We start from the raw sequence: 17,578 nt of genomic DNA on the forward strand, positions 1-17,578 counted from the left end.
AGGAAGGGGCCACTTGGGCCCTTCCGTAGGGCTCAGGCGGTCGGGCAGCATGCTCGATGGAGCGTTGCGGCCGTGTTTCCGGGTGGTGAAACAGGGGTGTGGTCCGCTGGGCCGAATGGCTTGGAGTGCAGCTCACGCGGTGTTGACAACGGTACGAACCGTACGGTGGTTCCCCCGGGCCGCCATGACCTCGATCACGTGGGCGGCGGAGTGTAGCAGAGCCCCTGCCCAAGCTTGTGAAGGGGCGCACGAGCGACCCCCCTGAAGCGGGTGGATACTCGATGGCATGAGCACCACGGAGCGTCCCAGGATCCTCGTAGTAGGCGGTGGGTACGTAGGCCTGTACGCAGCTCGGCGCATCCTCAAGCAGATGCGCTACGGAGAGGCGACCGTCACGGTCGTCGATCCCCGGTCGTACATGACCTACCAGCCCTTCCTCCCCGAAGCCGCCGCCGGCAGCATCTCCCCGCGGCACGTCGTCGTCCCGCTGCGACGTGTACTTCCCAAGGCGGAGGTCCTCACCGGCCGGGTCACCACCATCGACCAGGACCGCAAGGTCGCCACGGTCGCCCCCCTCGTGGGCGAGGCGTACGAGCTGCCTTTCGACTACCTCGTCATCGCGATGGGCGCGGTCTCCCGCACCTTCCCGATCCCCGGCCTCGCCGAACAGGGCATCGGTATGAAGGGCATCGAGGAGGCCATCGGCCTGCGCAACCACGTTCTCGAGCAGCTCGACAAGGCCGACTCCACCACGGACGAGGACGTCCGCCGCAAGGCGCTGACCTTCGTCTTCGTGGGTGGCGGCTTCGCCGGCGCCGAGACCATCGGTGAAGTCGAGGACATGGCCCGCGATGCGGCCAAGTACTACAGCAGCGTGTCCCGCGAGGACATGCGCTTCATCCTCGTCGACGCCGCGGACAAGATCCTTCCCGAGGTCGGCCCCAAGCTCGGCCAGTACGGCAAGGAGCACCTGGAGAGCCGAGGTGTGGAGATCTACCTCTCCACCTCCATGGACTCCTGCGTCGACGGCCACGTGGTGCTGAAGAACGGCCTCGAGGTCGACTCCAACACGATCGTCTGGACGGCCGGCGTCAAGCCGAACCCCGTTCTCTCCCGCTTCGGTCTGCCGCTCGGCCCGCGTGGCCACGTGGACACCCAGACCACCCTCCAGGTGCAGGGCACGGACTACATCTGGGCCGCGGGCGACAACGCCCAGGTGCCGGACGTCGCCGCCCGCAAGGCCGGCGTCGAGAACGCCTGGTGCCCGCCGAACGCCCAGCACGCGCTGCGTCAGGCCAAGATCCTCGGCGACAACGTGATCTCCGGGATGCGGGGCTTCCCGCAGAAGGAGTACGCGCACGCCAACAAGGGTGCCGTGGCCGGTCTCGGTCTCCACAAGGGCGTCGCGATGATCGTCCTGGGCAAGACGAAGATCAAGCTCAAGGGCCGTCTCGCCTGGTACATGCACCGTGGCTACCACGGTCTGGCCATGCCGACCTGGAACCGCAAGATCCGCGTCTTCGCCGACTGGACGCTCGCGATGTTCCTCAAGCGCGAGGTCGTCTCCCTCGGCGCCATGGAGACTCCTCGCGAGGAGTTCTACGAGGCCGCCAAGCCGGCTCCGGCCGTGGCTGCCCCGGCGCCCGCCGCCAAGACCGAGGCGAAGGCCAAGGCCTCCTGACCTCCGGTCACCGAACGCCCCGAAGGGGCCGCCCGCCATCCGTGGTGCGGGCGGCCCCTTCGGTGTTTCCCCGGCGCGCCCGGCACGCTTGGAGCACCCGGCGCGGCGCGTGAAACCCGGGGTGTGAACCCGGCGCGCAAAGCATGGCGCGTACACGCATTTTGCGAATCTGTGACGCGGAAGGGGGACTGCGCGCTGAGCGGGTAGATGTTTACGTGGTGTCGGAGCGTTCGGGTGTTGTCTCGGAGGTGTACGCCATGCAGGACGCCGCCCCGCGGCTGAAGAGCCTTGTCGAACAGATGCTGGGAGTTCCGCTCCCCTTGCGCATCCGCGCCTGGGACGGTTCGGAAGCGGGCCCGCCCGGGGCTCCGGCGCTCGTCGTCCACAACCGGCGGGCCCTGCGCCGTCTGCTGTGGAAACCGGGCGAGTTGGGACTCGCCCGCGCCTGGGTCTCCGGTGACCTGGGTGTCGAGGGCGACCTGTACACCGCCCTGGACCTGATCTCCGGGCTCGTCTGGGAGCGCAGCGAGGACACGCGCGGGCTCATGGAGGCGCTGCGCGACCCCGAGGTGCGCGCCGCGGTGCGCGGGCTGGTGAAGATGGCCGGGCCGCCGCTGCCGCCCGCCCCGCCCGCCGAGGAGGTGCGCAGACGCCACCACCTGCACACCAAGCACAGCGACCGACGGGCCATCAGCCACCACTACGACGTCGGCAACGACTTCTACGAGATCGTCCTCGGCCCGTCCATGGTCTACTCGTGCGCCTACTGGGAGGGGGGCGGCACCCTGGAGGAGGCCCAGCGCGACAAGCTGGAACTCATCGCCGGGAAGCTGGGTCTGAAGCCCGGTCAGCGGCTCCTCGACGTCGGCTGCGGCTGGGGCTCGATGGCCATCCACGCCGCCCGCGAGCACGGCGCGACCGTGGTCGGGGTGACGCTGTCGCGGGAACAGGCCGCGTACGCCCGTAAGAGGGTCGCCGACGAGGGCCTGACCGACAAGGTGGAGATCCGGGTGCAGGACTACCGGGACGTCACCGACGGGCCCTACGACGCGATCTCTTCCATCGGTATGGCCGAACACGTCGGCGCCGAGCGCTACCTGGAGTACGCCGAGGTGCTGAACAGCCTCCTCAAGCCCGGTGGGCGGTTGCTCAACCACCAGATCGCGCGGCGGCCGCAGCGCGACGAATCGACGTACTCCGTCGACGAGTTCATCGACGCCTATGTCTTCCCCGACGGCGAACTCGCGCCCCTCGGGACGACCGTGACGCAGCTCGAACGGGCCGGGTTCGAGGTGCGTGACGTCGAGGCCATCCGCGAGCACTACGCGCTCACCCTGCGCCGCTGGGTCGCCAACCTGGAGGCCGGCTGGTCCCGTGCCGTCCGGCTCACCAGTGTCGGCCGGGCGCGTGTCTGGCGCCTGTACATGGCGGCCAGCGCGGTCGCCTTCGAACGCAACCAGATCGGCGTCAACCAGGTCCTGGCGATCAAGACCCCGGACGGAACCGGCTCGTCCGGGATGCCGCTGCGGGCGAGAACCTGGAACTGACGCGGGGCGGAGGCGCAACGCACGGGGAGGGGGTCCCGTTCCGACGGAACGGGACCCCCTCCCCGTGCGTTGCGCGGGCAGCCGCTCCGGCCCCGCTCCGTCACTCCGACTTGATCGCCGTCAGCATGTTCAGGCGGGCCGCCCGGCGGGCCGGCCACAGCGCCGCGAGGACGCCGACGGCCGCCGCGAGGAGAAGGAAGACCGCCATCCGACCCCAGGGCAGGACCAGTTCGTACGTCGACATCCTGCTGCCCAGCAGTTCGCCGGCCGCCCAGCCGAAGAACACGCCGAGGCCGATGCCGAGGACGCCGCCGAAGAGCGAGATGACCAGGGACTCCAGACGGACCATCCGCTTGATGCCCTTGCGGTCCAGGCCGATCGCGCGGAGCATCCCGATCTCCTGCGAGCGCTCGAACACCGACATCGCGAGGGTGTTGATGACACCGAGGACGGCGACGATCACCGCCATCGCCAGCAGGCCGTAGAGCATGTTGAGCATCAGCGTGAACATCTTCGCGATGTCGTTGGAGATGTCCTGCCTGTCCTGGACCTTGACGGCGGGGTTGTCGCCGAGGGCCTTCTCCAGCCTGTCCTTGGTCGCGGCCGACGCCCCGCCCGCCGTCTTCACCATGACCTGCATGTCGGCGGCGTCGCGCTGGTGCGAGGAGAGCGTGGCGTTGTCGAGGATGATGCCCCGGATCACCTCGTTGGCCTCGTACACCCCGGCGACGGTCAGGCGCTCCTTCCTGCCGTCCTCGTAGGAGACCTGGAAGTCCGAACCAGCCTTCCAGCCATGGGCCTTGGCGATGTCCGAGTCGACCACGACCCGTGTGCCGCCGACCCGGAACGAGCCGTCGGTGACGGCGAGGTCGGTGAGTTCGCCGATGGCCGCGCCGTTGACACCGGTCAGGAACTCGGTCTGCCGGTCGATACGGGAGGGCGCGTTGCGCAGCGAGCTGGTGGCGGTGACCCCGTCGACCGCGGCGAGCTTCTTCTCGACGTCCGGGGAGAGGGAGTTCCCGTTCGCCATCGACACGACGTAGTCCGCCTCGATCGCCGAACTGGCCATCTTGTCGATCGACTTCTGCAGGCTGCCCGCCATCACCGTCATGCCGGTGATGAGGGTGAGGCCGATCATCAGCGCCGAGGCGGTGGCGGCCGTACGGCGCGGATTGCGCACCGAGTTCTGCCGGGCCAGCTTGCCGGAGATGCCGAAGACCCGCAGGACCGGAGCCGCCGCGGCGATCATCGGGCGGGACAGCAGCGGCGTGAGGACGAAGACGCCGATGATGAGCAGCACCGCGCCGAGACCCATCGGGGCCTGGCCGTCCGAGCCGTCCATCGTCGTCGCGTAGAGGACCACGGCGACACCCGCGGCCGCGAACAGGGCGCCGATCGTGTTCCGCAGGACCAGGGACTTCGTCGTCGCCTTCGCGTGGACGCTGCTCATCGCGGCGACCGGCGGGATCTTCGCGGCGCGGCGGCCCGGCAGCCACGCGGCCAGCATCGTGATGAGGACGCCGACGAGCAGCGCCGTGGCGACCGTGCCGGGCGAGACGACCAGCGGGCCGTCCGGCACCGTGGCGCCGAGCGTGCCCATCAGGGAGCGCATTCCGGCGCCGATGCCGACGCCCGCGGCGAGCCCGCCGACGGCGGCGACCGCGCCGACCACGAACGCCTCGATCAGCACCGACCGGGTGACCTGGCGGCGGGAGGCGCCGACGGCGCGCAGGAGAGCCAGCTCCTTGGTGCGCTGGGCGACCAGCATGGTGAAGGTGTTGGCGATGATGAACGTGCCGACGAACAGCGCGATGCCGGCGAAGACCAGCAGGCCCGTCTTCATGCCGCTCATCGCCGAGGCGATCTGCTCGGCCTGGTCGTCGGCGAGCTTCCGGCCGGTCGTGGTGGAGGCGACGTTCTTCGGTACGACGTTGTCGAGCGCGTCGCGCAGCGCGGACTGGCTGGTGCCCGGCGCGGCCTTCACGTCGATCTCGTCGTAGGAGCCGACGGAGTGGAACAGCCGCTGCGCGGTCGCCGTGTCGAACAGGGCGAGGCTGCCGCCCGCGGCCACATTGCCGTCGTCGGTGGTGAAGATGCCGGTCACGACGGGCTTGAGGACGGGGCCGTCGACGGACAGCCGTACGGTGTCGCCGACCTGGTAGCCGGCCCGCTTCGCGGTCTGCGCGTCGATCGCGACCTCGCCCGTGCCGTGGGGTGCGTGCCCGGCCGTGAGCGGGTAGCGGGGGTCCTTCCCGCCGTCCTTCCCGCTCCAGTAGTTGCCGCCCTGCGACTGGAAGCCGCCGCCGATCAGCTTGCCGTCCTTGTCGGCGATGGCGGTGAAGCCGTTGACGACACCGGTCGCGGAGGCCGCTCCCGGTACCCCGGCCGCCTTGTCGAGCAGCGGCTGGGTCAGCTTGTGCCTCTTGCCGAGGGTGTCGCCGGTGTCGGCCGCGCTCTCCGGGTGGATGGCGACGTCGACCTGGTCGAAGCCCTTGGCGGAGCTCTTCTGGTAGGCGTCCGAGATGGTGTTGGTGAAGACCAGGGTCCCCGACACGAACGCGACGCCCAGCAGGACGGCGAGCACGGTCATCAGGAGCCTGGCCTTGTGCGCGAACACGTTGCGCAAGGCGGTACGGAACATGGGTCTTCTCAGTCCAGGAGTCGCGGGAGGGCGCGGGAAGCCGCGGGCCGGTGCGCGGAGGGCGCGGGAGGCCACGGGCGGGCACGGGGACCGTGCGGGAAGGTACGGAAGTCGGTGCTCAGTGCTCAGTGCTCAGTGCGCGGGTCCGGTGTCGGGGTCCGGTGCTCTGTGGTCGGGGTCCGGTGCTCAGTGCTCGGGGTGCGTGACCCGGTGCCGGTGCCGGTGTCTGTGCTCTGTGTTCGGGGTGCGGGGCCGGGGTGAGCGGTCCGGCGGTGTCAGCTCGTGCGGCCCTTGCCGTCGAACTGCTTCATGCGGTCCAGGACGGAGTCGGCGGTCGGCTCGTAGACCTCGTCGACGATCCGTCCGTCGGCGAGGAAGACGACCCGGTCCGCGTAGGCGGCGGCCACCGGGTCGTGGGTCACCATCACCACGGTCTGGCCCAGCTCCCGTACGGAGTTGCGCAGGAAACCGAGGACCTCGGCGCCGGAGCGGGAGTCGAGGTTTCCGGTCGGCTCGTCGCCGAAGATGATGTCGGGGCGGGAGGCGAGGGCGCGGGCGACGGCGACGCGCTGCTGCTGGCCGCCGGAGAGCTGGGAGGGACGGTGGCTCAGCCGGTCGGCGAGGCCGATCATCTTGATGACCTTGTCCAGCCACTCCTTGTCGGGCTTGCGGCCCGCGATGTCCATCGGGAGGGTGATGTTCTCCAGCGCCGTCAGGGTCGGCAGCAGGTTGAACGCCTGGAAGATGAAGCCGATCTTGTCCCGGCGCAACTTGGTGAGCTGCTTGTCCTTCAGGGAGCCGAGCTCGGTGTCGCCGATGCGCACCGAGCCGGAGGAGAAGGTGTCCAGTCCCGCCACACAGTGCATCAGCGTGGACTTTCCGGATCCCGAGGGGCCCATGATCGCGGTGAACTCGGCCTGCCGGAAGTCGACGCTGACCCGGTCGAGGGCGATCACCTGGGTCTCGCCCTGCCCGTAGACCTTCGACAGTTCCGTGGCGCGGGCTGCGACCGCGGTGCTTGTGCCGGCGAGGGGAGTGGTGGTCACGGGAGGGTGCTCCTGTCGGGACGACGACGTTGATGGGGACGTGTTCCATCGTCCGTGCCGATCCGCGGGATGTAGTCAGCCGCTGTTCCGGTTCCGAGGGCAGACTCCGGGCGGACCGGGAGTGGTTGTGTCATACCTGGGGATGACGGGGCTCCCCTGAGGGCCGTCGGGGTCGGCGCGCCGCGAGGACCCCTGGGAACCCCTCGGTGAACGCGCCGCGAGGACGCTCGGGGACCGTTCGGGCCGGCCGTCGCGAAGATCCCCGGGAACCCGTCGGGAAGGGCGTTGCGAAGGCTCGGGGAGCGTACGTCGCGGGGTCGCTCTTCGCGGAGTCCGCCCGGGACCGCGTCCGAGGCGCGTTGCGATCGTGTTCGGACGGTGAAATTCCGTCAATCCGCGTACGCGGGCTCGGAGCGTCCGAAAGGCTGTTGGCAAGTGCTGACGGCCTGTACCGCGTGCTGATGCACCCTCAGGCGTCAATAAAATAAGACAACATCGGTCCGCACGCCCGCTGTTCGGGTTACGCGTCCCGATAGGCTCGGAACCTCAATGCGGAGCCCATTGTCTGCCCGGATGGTGGAATGCAGACACGGCGAGCTTAAACCTCGCTGCCCCTCGCGGGCGTACCGGTTCAAGTCCGGTTCCGGGCACATATCCCTACCCGGTGACTCTCCGGGTGAGGCTTCCCCGGAAGCGTCAGCGCCCCGCAATCCGTCCGGTTGCAGGTGCAGTTGCTCTTCCCCGCAGTGCGCCATCGACGGGCCCGCCGGTCTGGGCGAGCGTGTTGGCGAGCCGAAGCCGGCGCCGGACTCGGACTCTGTGGAGGAGCTGCGCGAGGACATCGCGGAGCTGCGGCGTTCGGCGGCCGTCGGGAACGGATCCGACGGTGTGAACTGGGACGGCAAGAACAACCTCGCCACCACCGTCTACCCCGACGGCACCGCCTCGCTCACCTTCACCTGCGGCATCCCGGTCGCCGACTCCTCGACCGGCATCCCCAATGTCGCCACGGCGACCCGCTCGATGCGACCAGCGAGACTCTGCAGTCCACGGGGGGGCAGTGTGAAGAGCGTCGCCTACGCCGACGGCTTGAGCCGCGAAGAAGAAGTCGGGGAAGAAGCGCGACGGAACGGACGGTCAGAAGGAACACCTCGTCGACACCGGTGAGGTGGACACCCCGATCTGTGACGGCCCGTGCGTGTGGTGGGACGGCCAGAAGGCGCGGGACGGCGTCACCCCGTACGCCGACCTGATCATCGCCTGCATCGCGTCGCTTCCGCCCGACACCGCGAGGCCGGACGCCTGCGAGGACGACTTCAAGTGCGGACTGATCGAGAACCTCGAGATCTGCGGCGGTCTCTCGGCCGGCTGGAACACCGCTCGCATGGACGAGCAGGACTTCCAGGTGGTGGGAGGCACCTTGGCGGCGGGGCCCGGGATCAACGGGGGGCCGGGCAACGGAAGAACGGCAACGGCCAGTACTGCTTCGTCGGCCCCTCCTACGGCGAGGGCGCGTCCGTACAGAGCGGGGCGCTGAACTACGTGGACATCACCGCGAACGGTTTCACCTACCGTTTCGGGAACCACGGCCAGGCGACGAGGCTCGCGTGCCGCGTGCAGCGCCGACCCCCGCCGTGCCGGTCGTGCCGGCACGGTCGGGGGTTCCCGCCGGATCGTCGGCCGGGCCGCCGCGAGCGGCGCGGCCCCGTCGGTCCGACCGGCCCATCTCCGGTGGCCCGCCGCGATCGCCGCGGCGGGCCACCGCCCGTTGACAGTGGTTCCGTGGCGGCGGAGACTCGCACGAGTGAGTTGGTGAAGGAAAGTTCACTTAGCGAACGTCGAGGGAAAGTGTGGGCATGTCGATGCGGACCACTGTGGGGATCGTCGGAGCCGGGCCGGCCGGGTTGCTGCTGGCCCGGCTGCTGCACCGTGCCGGGATCGAGTCCGTGGTCCTGGAGAGCCGGGACCGGGCGTACGTGGAGCAGCGGCAGCGGGCCGGGATTCTGGAGCAGGGGACCGTGGACGTGCTGCGGGCCGCCGGGGCCGGGGAACGGATGGACCGGGAGGGGCTGCGGCACGACGGGATCGAGCTGCGTTACCGGGGGGAGCGGCACCGGATCGACTTCCCGGAGCTCACCGGCGGGCGCTCCGTGATGGTGTACGCGCAGACCGAGGTGTGCAAGGACCTCATCGCGCTGCAGCTCAAGGAGGGCGGGCCGCTGCTCTTCGAGGCCGAGGCGCTGGCCGTCGAGGGGGCCGAGGAGGACCGGGCCCGCGTGCGGTTCCGGCACGAGGGGCGCGAGGACGTACTGGAGTGCGACTACGTCGTCGGGTGCGACGGCTTCTGGGGTGTCGCCCGCAAGGCCGTGCCCGCCGCGCTCTCCCGCACCTTCGAGCGCTCGTACCCCTTCGGCTGGCTCGGCATCCTGGCCGACGTCCCGCCCTCGCACGACGAACTCGTCTACGCCCGCCACGACCGCGGCTTCGCCCTGCTCAGCATGCGTTCGCCCACCGTGTCCCGCCTCTACCTCCAGGTGCCCGAGGGAACGGACGCCCGGGCGTGGAGCGACGGGGAGATCTGGGACGAGCTGGAACGGCGCCTGGAGACCGCCGACGACTGGCGGCTGCGGCGGGGCCCCATCACCTCCAAGTCCGTCACGCCGATGAGGAGTTACGTCCATGAGCCGATGCGGCACGGCCGGCTCTTCCTGGCCGGCGACGCGGCCCACATCGTGCCGCCGACCGGAGCCAAGGGCCTCAACCTCGCCGTCGGCGATGTCGTCACCTTCGTCCGCGCCCTGATCCACCTCGGGAACACCGGATCGGCCGAGCGGCTCGACTCCTACTCCGAGACCTGTCTGCGCAGGGTCTGGCAGGCCGAACGGTTCTCGTACGACATGACGGCCCTGCTGCATCGCGACCCCGCCGCGACCCCCTTCGAGGACCGCGTCCAGTTGGCCCGCCTGGAGCGGATCGCGAGCTCACGCGCTGCCGCGGCGGACCTCGCGGAGGGTTACACGGGCTTTCCTCTCGGTGAACGGGAGCGGGCGGGGGCGGGGCCGCGGGAACAAGACGGGATCAAGGTCGCTTGAGAGGGCACCAGTGCTCCACGAGGCCGGTGTCACGGCTTCGTACCAGTGCGGGCGTGACGGGGGGCACACGCGTACGGTGGCACAACGAGGGAAAGATCCTCCCCAAGCACTAGGGTCATTCCTTTGCCTACCTATTACTCTTGAGCCAAGGCCACGAGGGTGGCCATGGAGGAGCGAAATGAGGAGCAGTAACCCGGTCTTCTCGCGACGGGGGTTCAGCCGCGACAACGGCTACGCGGGCTTCAACGCGGCGCCGCAGGCCGGGGGACCCGCTGTCGGCACGCAGGGGAACCCGTACGCCCAGCAGGGCGGCAACCCGTACGCGCAGAACCCCTACGCACAGCAGGGCCTTCAGCAGGGCGCTCCGCCGCAGGCCCCGGTCACCACCGGCCGGATGACGATGGACGACGTCGTCATGCGTTCGGCCATGACGCTCGGCACCGTCGTCCTCGGCGCCGTCCTGGCCTGGGCGCTGCTGCCGGTCTCCGCCACGAGCTACGGCCTGGCCATCGGCTCCGCGCTGGTCGCCTTCGTGCTCGCGATGGTGCAGTCCTTCAAGCGCACCGCCTCGCCCGCGCTGATCATCGGGTACGCCGCCTTCGAAGGCGTCTTCCTCGGGGTCATCAGCGAGATGTACAACTCGCAGTGGCACGGGGCCCCGTTCCAGGCGGTGCTCGGCACCATGGCGGTCACCGGCGCCACCCTGCTCGTCTACAAGGCGGGCTGGATCCGGGTGACCGCGCGGTACGCGCGCATCGGCATGACCATCGCCATCGCCTTCGTCGTCGTCATGGCGGTCAACCTGCTGCTGGTCGCCTTCGGTGTCGCCCCGGACGGCGGACTGCGCAGCAGCGGCCCGCTCGGCGCGATCGTCGGCATCCTGGCGATCCTGATCGGCGCGTTCTTCCTGACCCTCGACTTCAAGCAGATCGAGGACGGCATCACCTACGGTGCGCCGAAGGAAGAGGCCTGGCTGGCCGCGTTCGGCCTGACCATGACCCTCGTGTGGATCTACATCGAGATGCTGCGACTGGTCGCCATCTTCAGCGGCGACGACTAGACGAGCCGACGGCCGGACAGGCCGTCAGGTGACCTGAAGGGCCCGCGAACCACCGGTTCGCGGGCCCTTCGTCGTCGGGTGCCTGTCGTGTCGGTGGTGCGCGCTCACAGCAGTTTGCGCGCGGCCCTCCTCAGGTCGTACTCGTGAATGATCGCTTTGGCGTGGCCGTACGCGAGGTCGTGCTCGGCGCGGAGCCAGCTGACCTTCTCCTCGAAGCGGAAGAGGGCGGGGCCTTCGTCGACGGTGCGAAGCCAGTCGGAGATCTCACGACCGGTGCAATGGGGGATGCGGGCGAGCAGGTTGCGGTGGGTCTCCTCGGAGAAGACTTGGGACATCGGCGCCTCCGAACGCAAAGGGGATGTAAGCCGGTCCTTCACGCCACCGTGCCTGAGGGTTGGGTTGTTGGCAACAGTCCCGCAGCTGCGCGTAGTCTCGCGGCGTGCTGGATACGACGCCGTTGACCCGTGCCGTGGACCATTTCGCCGACCGGTTGCGGGCCGCACCGCAGAGCCGCCTGCAACGGGGCGCCGCCGCTGAGGCACTGGGGCTGGCCAGGGAGTTCGCGCTGCGCACCCAGCGGGTCGAGGACCCGTCGGGAGAGCCCAGGGAGATGCCCGACGCCGGGATGTTCGCCGCCGCCGACCAAATCACGGTCGCCGCGCACGACTTGGCCCTCGTACTGAAGAACGAGGAGGAACTGGCGGAAGCGGTCACGCTCGTGGCGGAGGCACAGAAACGCGCCGGGGTCTGATCCGTTGACCGACTCCGGCGCGGTTGCCCGGCACTCCTCGGCGTGTCGGCCCCCCCGCTTCGGGGGGAAGGGCGGCCACCGTGAGGCCGTGCGGTTCACAGGGGCGCTACGCGGTTCGCAGAGGCGCCCGTGCGGTGACCGTGACGCCTTGCGGGTCACTGTGACGCCTGTTTCCGTGACGCCCTGCGGGTGACCGTGACGTCTGGCGGATCACAGTGAGGCTATGACGCGGTCCGCCAGGATGTAGACGTTCTCGTCGCCGAAGGCGAAGGTCAGGGCGTACGCGCCCGAGACACCGGAGCCGCCGAGCAGGACCGGGGTCTCACCGGCCTGCAGAGCCGAGGCGAGCCGCTGCGCGGTCTCGCGGTGGCCCGGGGTCATGCACAGGGTCGTACCGTCGGCGAAGACGTAGACATCGAGGGTGCCGAGCGGGCCGGGGCGGACGTCCGCCAGCTCCGTACGGGACTCGGCGAGCTCCTCCAGGCAGGCCACCGTGCGTTCGTGGTCGTTGACCACGGGTGACTGGACGGGAACGAAGTCCGGGTGCGAGGGGTGGCGGCGGCGGGCCGCGGCGAGTTCGGGGGAGTCGCCGGCGGTGCCGGTCTGGGGGAACTCCTCGAGGTCCGTGCCGGTCTCGGCCACCGGCTCCAGGTGCTCCAGGCCCACGAAGTCCGAGTGGCGCGGCAGGAACAGTTCGCTGTCCGGCAGGCCGAGCAGCGAGGGCGCGTCGGAGGCGTCACGCGCCTCCTGGGCGGCCCAGAAGGCGCGCGCCTCGGCGAGCTCCCGCTCCCGCTCGTCGGCGAGCGCCTCGGCCACGGCCATGCGTATCTCGTCCGCGTCGGCGGCTCCGCGCGCGGCGGGTACGAGACCTCGCGCGGCACCGGCGCGGCTCTCGGCGAGTTCATTGTGCAGGGCTGCGACCTGCCGACGCAGACTCTGCAGCGTGTGCAGAACGGCGACGCCCACGGCCGCGGTGGCGGCGGTGGTGAGCAGCAAAGCAATCGGCATGGCGCTCACTGACGTACTCCCGGTTCAAAGTCGGCCCCCGACTTCCTACATCAGCTTGAAGGGAGAACCACCAAACTGTCAGTGCGTAACGTCACGAATAGGACAGGACTTTGGGCCTCGGGTTTAGCTGTGCAATGCCTCTGACCTGCGGTAATACCCATCCGAAGGGACATAGGTCACATCTTGGGGGGGATTGGATCACAAATCGGCCCAGAGTCCCGGTGGTTACGGGCTTCTGGGCCGATTCGTTCACGCTGGGTTCAACTCCCGTTACGGGAACGGGTCACCGCGGTCAGCTGAGACGCTCGATGACCATCGCCATGCCCTGGCCGCCACCGACGCACATGGTCTCCAGACCGAACTGCTTGTCGTGGAACTGGAGGCTGTTGATGAGCGTGCCGGTGATGCGGGCGCCGGTCATGCCGAAGGGGTGGCCGACGGCGATGGCGCCGCCGTTCACGTTCAGCTTGTCCAGCGGGATGTTCAGGTCGCGGTAGCTCGGGATCACCTGGGCGGCGAAGGCCTCGTTGATCTCGAACAGGTCGATGTCGTCGACGGTGAGGCCTGCGCGGCGGAGCGCCTGCTTGCTGGCCTCCACCGGGCCGAGGCCCATGATCTCGGGGGAGAGGCCGGTGACACCGGTCGAGACGATGCGGGCGAGCGGGGTCAGACCGAGCTCGCGGGCCTTCGTGTCGGACATGATCACGAGGGCGGCGGCGCCGTCGTTCAGCGGGCAGCAGTTGGCCGCGGTGACCATGCCGTCGGGACGGAAGACCGGCTTCAGGCCCTGGACGCCCTCCAGGGTCACGCCCGCGCGGGGGCCGTCGTCCTTGCTGACGACCGTGCCGTCCGGGGTCGTGATCGGGGTGATCTCGCGCTCCCAGAAGCCGTTCTTGACGGCTTCCTCGGCGAGGTTCTGCGAGCGCACGCCGAACTCGTCCATGTCCTGGCGGGTGACGCCCTTGAGGCGGGCCAGGTTCTCGGCGGTCTGGCCCATCGCGATGTACGCGTCCGGGATCAGGCCGTCCTCGCGCGGGTCGTGCCAGGTCGAACCCTCCGACTGCGCGACCTCGGCCGTGCGGGCCTCGGCGTCGGCGAAGAGGGGGTTGTGGGTGTCGGGCATGCCGTCGGAGGTGCCCTTGACGGACCGCGACACCATCTCGACGCCCGCCGAGATGAAGACATCGCCCTCGCCCGCCTTGATGGCGTGCAGGGCCATGCGGGAGGTCTGCAGGGAGGAGGAACAGTAACGGGTGATGGTGCAGCCCGGGAGGTGGTCCATGCCCATCTGCACGGCCACGATGCGGCCGAGGTTGTGGCCCTGCTCGCCGCCGGGGAGGCCGCAGCCGAGCATCAGGTCGTCGATGAGCTTCGGGTCCAGCTCGGGGACCTTGGCGAGGGCCGCCTCGATGATCGTGGCGGTCAGGTCGTCGGGGCGCACGTCCTTCAGGGAGCCCTTGAAGGCGCGGCCGATCGGGGAGCGGGTGGCTGAGACGATCACGGCTTCGGGCATCACGGCTCCATTGGCGTACGGGAAGTGTGCAGGGCTGGTTGGGAAGTTACCCGTACGTACCGTCGAGGTCACCGGTCTTGGTGTGTGACACCGGACGCACTTTTCTAAGCGCTTGCTTTTCTCGGGCGGGGGCGCCTTTTGCGGTGGGGCCGTTGCACGGGGGCTTGGTGAGGGGTGGGCCCCCTCTGGGGCCGGCCTTTCTGGGGCTCTGCCCCAGGCCCCGCTCCTCAAACGCCGGAGGGGCTGAAAGCGGGCTCTGCCCAGACCCCGCTCCTCAAGTGCCGGGGGGCTGAAAGCGGGCTCTGCCCAGACCCCGCTTCTCAAGTGCCGGGGGGCTGAAAGCGGGCTCTGCCCTGGTCCCGCTTCTCAAGTGCCGGGGGGCTGAAAGCGGGCCCTGCCCTGGTCCTGCTTCTCAAGTGCCGGAGGGGTTGGATTCGGGGTCTGCCCTGGCTCCGCTCGCCGATGGCGAGGACTGGATTTCGGCGGAGCTGGGCTCTTGGTACCGGCCCGGGTGGCAGGGGTAGGGGCGCGGGGAACTGCGCGGCCGGCTCCCGCGCGCCCGCACCCGGGAACGCGCCGCGGAGCCCTTCCCCTCCCGGGACCCGGAGGGTCAGGGGGACGGGGTCGGGGTCGGGGCGGGGTCCGTGGCGGGGAGGCGCTGGCGGCGGCGGCGTTTGAGGAGGGCCCAGGGGCCCCGGGGGCCGGTGGGCATGGCGGCGGTGACCTCGGTGCCGGGCTCGGAGGCGGCCTCCGCCGCCGCCCGGGCGACCGGCAGGAATCCCTCGTGGCGCGAGACGTCCGGACGCTCCTCCTCGGCCGGCCAGAGGCCGAGCGCCGCGCAGACCGTGGGCAGGAGCGCCATGGCGGCCGTGGCGTACCCCTCCGCCGAGGGGTGGTAGTGGTCCGGGCCGAACAGTTCGCGCGGGTTCGCCTCGAACTCCGGGCCCAGCAGGTCACCCAGCGACACCGTACGGCCGCCCTGCTCGACCGTCCCGATCGTCTGCGCGGCGGCCAGCTGACGGGACGCGCGCCGGGCCAGCCAGCGCAGCGGCTGCTGGACCTGCTCGACCGTGCCCAGGTCGGGACAGGTGCCGACGACCACCTCCGCACCGGCCGTGCGCAGCCGGCGTACCGCCGCGGACAGATGACGTACGGAGCGCGTCGGCGGCATCCGGTGCGTCACGTCGTTCGCCCCGATCATGATCACGCAGATGTCGGGCAGCCGTGAGGTGTCCGTGAGGGCGAGCGCGACCTGGCGGTCCAGGTCGTCCGACTGGGCGCCGGGCAGCGCCACATTGGACAGCTCCACCGGCCGCTCGGCCACCGCCGCGAGCCCGGAGGACAGCAGCGCGCCCGGCGTCTGGCGGGCCCGGCGCACCCCCTGTCCGGCGGCCGTCGAGTCGCCGAGCATCGTCAGGCGCAGCGGGGGTTCGTCAGCGGAGGCACCGGCGTAGTCGTACCCGTAGAGACCGTCCGCGCGCGGGGCGTAGGGAGCGTGCCCGTTGCCCACATGCCGCTTCGCCAGCTGCACCTCGGCCAGCACCAGACCGACGGCCGCCGCACCCACCAGTCCGACCCCGCCCCCGCCGTACGCCGCGCCCGCAGCGATCCGCCGGGCCACCCTCGCCCTCGACAAGCTCGACATCCGTCGCCGCCACCTCCTTGTAGCCGTACAACCACTGCTTGCCCAGAACAGCGGGTGGGCCAATCTCAACGGCGCGTGAACGGCTGTTCAGGGCCGTAGGCTGGCGGGACCATTCCTGTTGAAAACGCAGCTCCGGAGACAACGGTGCAATTCCACGACTCGATGATCAGTCTCGTCGGCAACACCCCGCTGGTGAGGCTCAACAACGTGACCGCGGGCATCCAGGCGACCGTCCTGGCGAAGGTTGAGTACTTCAACCCCGGCGGATCCGTGAAGGACCGCATCGCCATGCGCATGATCGAGGCCGCGGAGGAGAGCGGCGACCTCAAGCCCGGCGGCACGATCGTCGAGCCGACCAGTGGCAACACCGGTGTGGGGCTCGCCATCGTGGCGCAGCAGAAGGGGTACAAGTGCATCTTCGTGTGCCCCGACAAGGTCTCCACCGACAAGATCAACGTGATGCGCGCATACGGGGCCGAGGTCGTGGTCTGCCCCACCGCGGTCGACCCGGAGCACCCGGACTCGTACTACAACGTCTCCGACCGGCTGGTGCGGGAGACCCCGGGGGCCTGGAAGCCCGACCAGTACTCCAACCCGAACAACCCCCTCTCGCACTATCACTCGACCGGCCCCGAGCTGTGGGAGCAGACGGAGGGGAAGATCACCCACTTCGTCGCGGGCGTGGGGACCGGCGGCACGATCTCCGGTACCGGCCGGTATCTGAAGGACGCCAGTGACGGCAAGGTACAGGTCGTCGGCGCAGACCCCGAGGGGTCCGTGTACTCCGGCGGCTCGGGCCGGCCCTACCTCGTCGAGGGCGTCGGGGAGGACTTCTGGCCGACCGCGTACGACCGTTCGGTCGCGGACGAGATCGTTGCCGTGTCCGACAAGGACTCCTTCCAGATGACGCGCCGGCTGGCCAAGGAGGAGGGGCTGCTCGTCGGCGGCTCCTGCGGCATGGCCGTGGTCGCCGCGCTGCGGGTCGCCGAGCGCCTCGGCCCCGACGACGTCGTGGTCGTGCTGCTCCCCGACAGCGGGCGCGGCTATCTCAGCAAGATCTTCAACGACGAGTGGATGGCGGACTACGGCTTCCTGGAGGACACCGGGCCGAGCGCCCGTGTCGCCGACGTGCTGAACGACAAGGCGGGCGCCACGATCCCCTCGCTCGTCCACATGCACCCGGAGGAGACCGTCGGCGAGGCCATCGAGGTGCTGCGCGAGTACGGCGTCTCGCAGATGCCGATCGTCAAGCCGGGCGCCGGTCACCCGGACGTGATGGCCGCCGAGGTCATCGGGTCGGTCGTGGAGCGCGAGCTGCTCGACGCGCTGTTCACCAAGCGGGCCTCCCTGGAGGACCCGCTGGAGAAGCACATGTCGTCGCCGCTGCCCCAGGTCGGTTCCGGCGAGCCGGTCGCCGACCTGATGTCCGTGCTCGGTCGCGCCGACGCCGCGATCGTGCTCGTCGAGGGCAAGCCCACCGGTGTCGTCAGCCGGCAGGACCTCCTTTCCTTCCTGGCCAAGGGCGGCACCCGGGCGTGACTGCCGCGTGACTGCCGGGGCCCGCGGGAAAGCGCCGGGGCCACGGGGCGGCACC

Annotated in this window: 14 protein-coding genes and 1 tRNA gene; 9 read left to right on the plus strand and 6 right to left on the minus strand. The window is 70.0% G+C overall.

Annotation, left to right across the window (positions count from 1 at the left end; genetic code table 11):
- The first annotated feature begins 286 nt into the window (after nt 1-286).
- Both N4G66_RS11915 and N4G66_RS11920 read left to right on the plus strand, forming a co-directional pair.
- Nucleotides 287-1,681 carry an NAD(P)/FAD-dependent oxidoreductase gene (locus N4G66_RS11915; protein ID WP_261704003.1) on the plus strand — a complete coding sequence of 465 codons (1,395 nt, stop codon included), beginning with the start codon at nt 287-289 and terminating at the stop codon, nt 1,679-1,681.
- A gap of 257 nt (nt 1,682-1,938) precedes the next feature.
- Complete coding sequence (locus tag N4G66_RS11920; protein ID WP_261704004.1) at nt 1,939-3,228, plus strand: SAM-dependent methyltransferase; 1,290 nt, start codon at nt 1,939-1,941, stop codon at nt 3,226-3,228.
- 100 nt (nt 3,229-3,328) lie between these two features.
- Here N4G66_RS11920 and N4G66_RS11925 read toward each other — a convergent pair whose 3' ends face one another.
- On the minus strand, nt 3,329-5,869 hold the full coding sequence (locus N4G66_RS11925) for an ABC transporter permease (protein WP_261704005.1): 2,541 nt from the start codon (nt 5,867-5,869) through the stop codon (nt 3,329-3,331).
- Between the two features lie 275 nt (nt 5,870-6,144).
- The gene (locus N4G66_RS11930) at nt 6,145-6,915 is read right to left on the minus strand and encodes an ABC transporter ATP-binding protein (RefSeq protein WP_261704006.1); all 771 of its coding nucleotides are present in this window, start codon (nt 6,913-6,915) and stop codon (nt 6,145-6,147) included.
- Nucleotides 6,916-7,482: 567 nt separating this feature from the next.
- Between N4G66_RS11930 and N4G66_RS11935 the strand changes: the two genes are divergently transcribed.
- From N4G66_RS11935 to N4G66_RS11955, 5 genes are all read left to right on the plus strand, one after another.
- A tRNA-Leu gene (locus tag N4G66_RS11935) sits at nt 7,483-7,565 on the plus strand.
- A gap of 169 nt (nt 7,566-7,734) precedes the next feature.
- Nucleotides 7,735-8,082: a hypothetical protein gene (locus N4G66_RS11940; protein ID WP_261704007.1), complete on the plus strand. Its 348-nt coding sequence runs from the start codon at nt 7,735-7,737 to the stop codon at nt 8,080-8,082.
- 1 nt (nt 8,083) lies between these two features.
- A complete protein-coding gene (locus N4G66_RS11945) occupies nt 8,084-8,452 on the plus strand; it encodes a hypothetical protein (RefSeq protein WP_261704008.1) in 369 nt (122 codons plus the stop codon).
- 325 nt (nt 8,453-8,777) lie between these two features.
- Nucleotides 8,778-10,007 (plus strand): 4-hydroxybenzoate 3-monooxygenase, encoded by a 1,230-nt coding sequence (locus N4G66_RS11950; protein WP_261704074.1) that lies wholly within the window; start codon nt 8,778-8,780, stop codon nt 10,005-10,007.
- A gap of 178 nt (nt 10,008-10,185) precedes the next feature.
- Nucleotides 10,186-11,067 carry a Bax inhibitor-1/YccA family protein gene (locus N4G66_RS11955; protein ID WP_261704009.1) on the plus strand — a complete coding sequence of 294 codons (882 nt, stop codon included), beginning with the start codon at nt 10,186-10,188 and terminating at the stop codon, nt 11,065-11,067.
- A gap of 104 nt (nt 11,068-11,171) precedes the next feature.
- Here N4G66_RS11955 and N4G66_RS11960 read toward each other — a convergent pair whose 3' ends face one another.
- Nucleotides 11,172-11,402: a DUF4287 domain-containing protein gene (locus tag N4G66_RS11960; RefSeq protein ID WP_103550712.1), complete on the minus strand. Its 231-nt coding sequence runs from the start codon at nt 11,400-11,402 to the stop codon at nt 11,172-11,174.
- A gap of 104 nt (nt 11,403-11,506) precedes the next feature.
- Here N4G66_RS11960 and N4G66_RS11965 point away from each other — a divergent pair, with 104 nt between their 5' ends.
- Nucleotides 11,507-11,818 (plus strand): hypothetical protein, encoded by a 312-nt coding sequence (locus N4G66_RS11965; RefSeq protein ID WP_261704010.1) that lies wholly within the window; start codon nt 11,507-11,509, stop codon nt 11,816-11,818.
- 210 nt (nt 11,819-12,028) lie between these two features.
- On the opposite strand, the gene N4G66_RS11970 is transcribed toward N4G66_RS11965, so the two are convergent.
- The 3 genes from N4G66_RS11970 to N4G66_RS11980 form a co-directional block, all read right to left on the minus strand.
- Nucleotides 12,029-12,826, minus strand: a complete 798-nt coding sequence (locus N4G66_RS11970) for a hypothetical protein (RefSeq protein WP_261704011.1) — start codon at nt 12,824-12,826, stop codon at nt 12,029-12,031.
- A gap of 292 nt (nt 12,827-13,118) precedes the next feature.
- A complete protein-coding gene (locus tag N4G66_RS11975) occupies nt 13,119-14,339 on the minus strand; it encodes an acetyl-CoA C-acetyltransferase (RefSeq protein ID WP_261704012.1) in 1,221 nt (406 codons plus the stop codon).
- 610 nt (nt 14,340-14,949) lie between these two features.
- A complete protein-coding gene (locus N4G66_RS11980) occupies nt 14,950-15,984 on the minus strand; it encodes an SGNH/GDSL hydrolase family protein (protein ID WP_261704013.1) in 1,035 nt (344 codons plus the stop codon).
- A gap of 144 nt (nt 15,985-16,128) precedes the next feature.
- Here N4G66_RS11980 and N4G66_RS11985 point away from each other — a divergent pair, with 144 nt between their 5' ends.
- Nucleotides 16,129-17,523: a cystathionine beta-synthase gene (locus N4G66_RS11985; protein WP_261704014.1), complete on the plus strand. Its 1,395-nt coding sequence runs from the start codon at nt 16,129-16,131 to the stop codon at nt 17,521-17,523.
- The last annotated feature ends 55 nt before the right edge of the window (nt 17,524-17,578 follow it).

It is taken from the genome of Streptomyces rhizosphaerihabitans, assembly GCF_025399795.1.
In the GTDB taxonomy this organism is placed as follows: Bacteria; Actinomycetota; Actinomycetes; order Streptomycetales; family Streptomycetaceae; genus Streptomyces; species Streptomyces rhizosphaerihabitans.

Coding starts and splice junctions, on each gene's coding strand:
- N4G66_RS11975 (WP_261704012.1), bottom strand. CDS start 14,339: ATGCCCGAAGCCGTGATCGTCTCAGCCACCCGCTCCCCGATCGGCCGC.
- N4G66_RS11955 (WP_261704009.1), top strand. CDS start 10,186: ATGAGGAGCAGTAACCCGGTCTTCTCGCGACGGGGGTTCAGCCGCGAC.
- N4G66_RS11925 (WP_261704005.1), bottom strand. CDS start 5,869: ATGTTCCGTACCGCCTTGCGCAACGTGTTCGCGCACAAGGCCAGGCTC.
- N4G66_RS11950 (WP_261704074.1), top strand. CDS start 8,778: ATGCGGACCACTGTGGGGATCGTCGGAGCCGGGCCGGCCGGGTTGCTG.
- N4G66_RS11980 (WP_261704013.1), bottom strand. CDS start 15,984: ATGTCGAGCTTGTCGAGGGCGAGGGTGGCCCGGCGGATCGCTGCGGGC.
- N4G66_RS11970 (WP_261704011.1), bottom strand. CDS start 12,826: ATGCCGATTGCTTTGCTGCTCACCACCGCCGCCACCGCGGCCGTGGGC.
- N4G66_RS11920 (WP_261704004.1), top strand. CDS start 1,939: ATGCAGGACGCCGCCCCGCGGCTGAAGAGCCTTGTCGAACAGATGCTG.
- N4G66_RS11915 (WP_261704003.1), top strand. CDS start 287: ATGAGCACCACGGAGCGTCCCAGGATCCTCGTAGTAGGCGGTGGGTAC.
- N4G66_RS11960 (WP_103550712.1), bottom strand. CDS start 11,402: ATGTCCCAAGTCTTCTCCGAGGAGACCCACCGCAACCTGCTCGCCCGC.